Origin of the sequence: Mesorhizobium sp. M7A.F.Ca.AU.001.01.1.1 (assembly GCF_004022735.1) — a bacterium.
Lineage (GTDB): Bacteria > Pseudomonadota > Alphaproteobacteria > Rhizobiales > Rhizobiaceae > Mesorhizobium > Mesorhizobium ciceri.
The window spans coordinates 1-3,510 of record NZ_RZPF01000690.1 but is presented as its reverse complement, the minus strand read 5'-3'; the positions used below and the strand labels follow the sequence as shown (position 1 = coordinate 3,510).

The 3,510-nt window shown below is 62.7% G+C and carries 4 protein-coding genes and 1 pseudogene; all 5 read right to left on the bottom strand.

Annotated elements, in window-relative coordinates; translation table 11 throughout:
* Positions 1 to 116 precede the first annotated feature (116 nt).
* Positions 117 to 1,163, bottom strand: a complete 1,047-nt coding sequence (locus tag EN884_RS29920; RefSeq protein WP_013532618.1) for an endonuclease/exonuclease/phosphatase family protein — start codon at positions 1,161 to 1,163, stop codon at positions 117 to 119.
* Positions 1,164 to 1,234: 71 nt separating this feature from the next.
* Positions 1,235 to 2,698: an AMP nucleosidase gene (locus EN884_RS29915; protein ID WP_128278158.1), complete on the bottom strand. Its 1,464-nt coding sequence runs from the start codon at positions 2,696 to 2,698 to the stop codon at positions 1,235 to 1,237.
* A gap of 116 nt (positions 2,699 to 2,814) precedes the next feature.
* Positions 2,815 to 3,009, bottom strand: coding sequence for a hypothetical protein (locus EN884_RS29910; protein ID WP_013532616.1), 195 nt, complete (start codon positions 3,007 to 3,009; stop codon positions 2,815 to 2,817).
* A 39-nt stretch (positions 3,010 to 3,048) separates the two neighbouring features.
* On the bottom strand, positions 3,049 to 3,207 hold the full coding sequence (locus tag EN884_RS38785) for a hypothetical protein (protein ID WP_023812838.1): 159 nt from the start codon (positions 3,205 to 3,207) through the stop codon (positions 3,049 to 3,051).
* 224 nt (positions 3,208 to 3,431) lie between these two features.
* A pseudogene (locus EN884_RS29905) lies at positions 3,432 to 3,510 on the bottom strand (DUF2147 domain-containing protein); the annotation flags it as partial.

Sequence of the window (3,510 nt, the reverse complement as noted above, 5' to 3'; positions counted from 1 at the left end):
CATCAAGGCCACCAATGCCGCATATGAGGCCAAGCAGCTCGCTTTCGATGCGCGCGAGCATCGCGACGGCGGCCATGTCCAGCATCTCGTCATCGCTTTGGTCAGGCCCTGATCCTTCAGCCTGGCGTCTTGCCGGCCTGGACAATGGCCGCGGTCGCGGTTTCATGTTCGTCGAGCGGCTTTTGCTGGTTCAGCCTGAGCGAGAACTCCACCATGACCGGGAGGTGATCCGAGCCGGTGTCTTCCAGCCGTGTCGCCGAATGGATAGTCACGCCGCCCTTGCTGAAAACCTGGTCGATCGGCAGGCCGGCGAAGCGCCGCAGGAAATCCGGCAGCCTGATGTGGATCCAGGTCGGGCCGGCGGAAGGCATGACGGTCAGCCCGCCAAGCGCCGCGACCCGCCGCACGGCGGCACTCCATGGGGCGGCATTGCAGTCGCCCGCCATGATGGCCGTCTCGCCGAGCGCGGAAAGCGGCTCCGTCAACTCGCCGATCTGCCAGTACTGCTCGCGTGGCCAGGGCCAGCTGAGATGGATCGCGGCGACATCGACGTCGATGCCGCCGAAGTCGACGGTCGCTGTCGCCATGGCACCACGCCTTTCGCAACGCGCCTCGGTGCCGGCGGCAAAGGGCCGCCGCGAGAGCAGCGCGACGCCGAATATCTTGTTAGGGTAAGGACAGAGGATCCGGTATGGATATGCGCTGCTGATATAGCCAAGCTCGGTCGCCCACATCGCCGACACCTCGTCCAGGGTGATCACGTCGGGATTGGTCCGGCCGATCAGCGACAGCACCTTCTTCGGGGTTGGATTGTCGTAGCGCAGGTTCATCTGCAGCAGCTTGTAGATCGCGCGGTCTTCGTTCTTGGCTTCATAGGCGGCCTGAACCGGCCACAAGCGGGAGAAGGACAGCGAGCCGGAAGTGGTGGCGAAGGCCGCCACGGCAAAAAGCAGTGCCACGGCCGCTTGCAGTCGAAATGTCGTGGCCAGCAGCGGCAACGCGCAAAGCGCCATCAGCACGGCAAGATGGACGCGGAAATGCGAGAAGGAATCGAAGGCGGGATGCAGCGTTCCGAAAAACCCGGCCACCAGCGCGATCGAACAGGCCAGCATTGCCAGGAATGCAACCGAAATCAGCAATGTCCCGAAGCCCGCTCTCTCCATGCCGCCTGCTTATCGGCAGTAATGCGGCTCAATCAAGATGACGAAATGCCCATGCGATGCGTGGAACCGGCCTACTGGAACGCCGTTTCCGAAAAACTTCTGAGCTTGCGCGAATGCAACCGCTCCATCGGCATTTCCGCGAGCTTCTCCATAGCCCTGATGCCGATGGTCAGGTGCTGCGCCACCTGGCGCTTGTAGAATTCGGTCGCCATGCCGGGCAGCTTCAACTCGCCATGCAGCGGTTTGTCCGAAACGCACAGCAGCGTGCCGTAGGGAACACGGAAGCGGAAGCCATTGGCGGCGATGGTCGCCGATTCCATGTCGAGTGCGATGGCGCGAGATTGCGACAGACGCTGTACCGGCCCACGCTGGTCGCGCAGTTCCCAGTTGCGATTGTCGATGGTGGCAACGGTGCCGGTGCGCATGATGCGCTTCAGGTCGTAGCCGGAAAGGCCGGTGACTTCGGCGACGGCTTCCTGCAACGCCACCTGGATCTCGGCCAGCGGCGGGATCGGCACCCAGACCGGAAGATCGTCGTCCAGCACGTGGTCCTCGCGCACATAGGCATGCGCCAGCACATAGTCGCCAAGCGCCTGGGTGTTGCGCAGGCCGGCGCAGTGACCGAGCATCACCCAGGCATGCGGCCTCAGCACCGCAATATGGTCGGTGATGGTCTTGGCGTTGGAAGGCCCGACGCCGATATTGACCATGGTGATGCCGCCATGTCCCGATTTCTTCAGGTGATAGGCCGGCATCTGCGGCAGGCGCGGCGGTGCAACGCCTTCGCTGGGCGCGCTCTGCCCGCCCTTGGTGATGACATTTCCCGGCTCGACGAACTCCGTGTATCCGCCGCCGCCATTGGCCATCAGGTCGCGGGCGCGGGCGACGAATTCGTCGATGTAGAACTGATAGTTGGTGAACAGCACGAAGTTCTGGAAATGCTGCGGCGTGGTTGCCGTATAGTGCGACAGCCGGTGCAGCGAATAGTCGATGCGCTGCGCCGTGAAGGGCGCCAGAGGCCTCGGCTCGCCGAAGGCGACTTCGAAGGTGCCGTTGGCGATCTGGTCGTCGGTGCCGTCGAGATCGGGCACGTCGAACAGGTCGCGGATCGGCCGCTTGATGCGCTCTGCCGTCGCGCCGTCGACATGGGTGCCTTCAAGGAAGGCGAAATGCAGCGGGATGGGTGTGGTCGATTCCGACACCGTGACCGCAACCCCATGATTGCGCATGATCAGGCGCAACTGCTCGACGAGGTAGCTTTCGAACAGGCCCGGCTGGGTGATGGTGGTGGAAAAATGCCCAGGCGTCGGCATATGCCCATAGGCCTGGCGCGAGTCGATCTGGGTGAATGAGTTGGTGGTGACGCCGATCTCCGGATAGAAGGCCCGGTAGCGCTTGCCATTATCACCGCCTGCTGCCGCCAATTCTGCGAAGGAGTCGCGCAGGAACCTGGTGTTGCGATCGTAAAGCGCCTGCAGTGCCTTGACGGCCTTTTCAGCGCTATCAAAGCTTTGCCGGCCAAAAGGCTCCGGCATGACGACAGATTCGATGGCTTGTGGGTAGATTCGCTTTTCCATGGCTCAATATAGAGACTTGGATCGGCACTTGGGAGGGGTGTCGCGACCGAAGGCGGCCAAAGCGCCGTTTTTCTTCAACCGCGCTGCAGGCTGACCAGAAGCACAAAGCCGACGCCGGACTTCTTCAGGGCCGGTGCGTCGATCGTCGAGCCGGCGTCAGCGCGCATCATCGGCACGGCCAGGACCGGAGCGGCCAGAACCGTCAGGATAAGCGCCGCCCGCGGCAGAAGCCGAAGGGTCTTGAGAACGTTGGCGGCGATGCGGTTCATGGCGTTCAGCTTTTCTTTTCGAGGTCTTGGTTTCTTTGTTCAGTTGCGAAGATGGGTGGGGCAGGCGAGGCGGCAGGTTCTGGAACTGGCTTCGTCCCAGGCGCGGGCCGGACGGCCCGCTTCAGCGACGAGGATGGCGAAGAACATTCCAAACAGGCTCACCAGCAGGCAGACGATGGTGAAGCGGCGAGCAAGCATTGGGTCGGTCTCCTTCAACACGCCGGAGAATGCCCTGATGCAACTGAACCGGCTCTGATGGCGGCGTTCATCTGCGGTTCAAGATGATTGACGGGGTTTCGACGGCGCCGGCGTCGGTTGGATAGCCGCCGGCCTCCATCGAGCATCACCGGCGCAGGATGTGTCGACAAAACGAAAACGGGGCCCGTCGGGGCCCCGTCATCAGGTCGGAAAGATGCGCTCGATCAGAGCTTGTGCCAGGTCTGGCTCTTGCAGATCAGCCCGCCGAGCACGCAGCCGCTCATCTTGAGAGAGGTGCCCGAC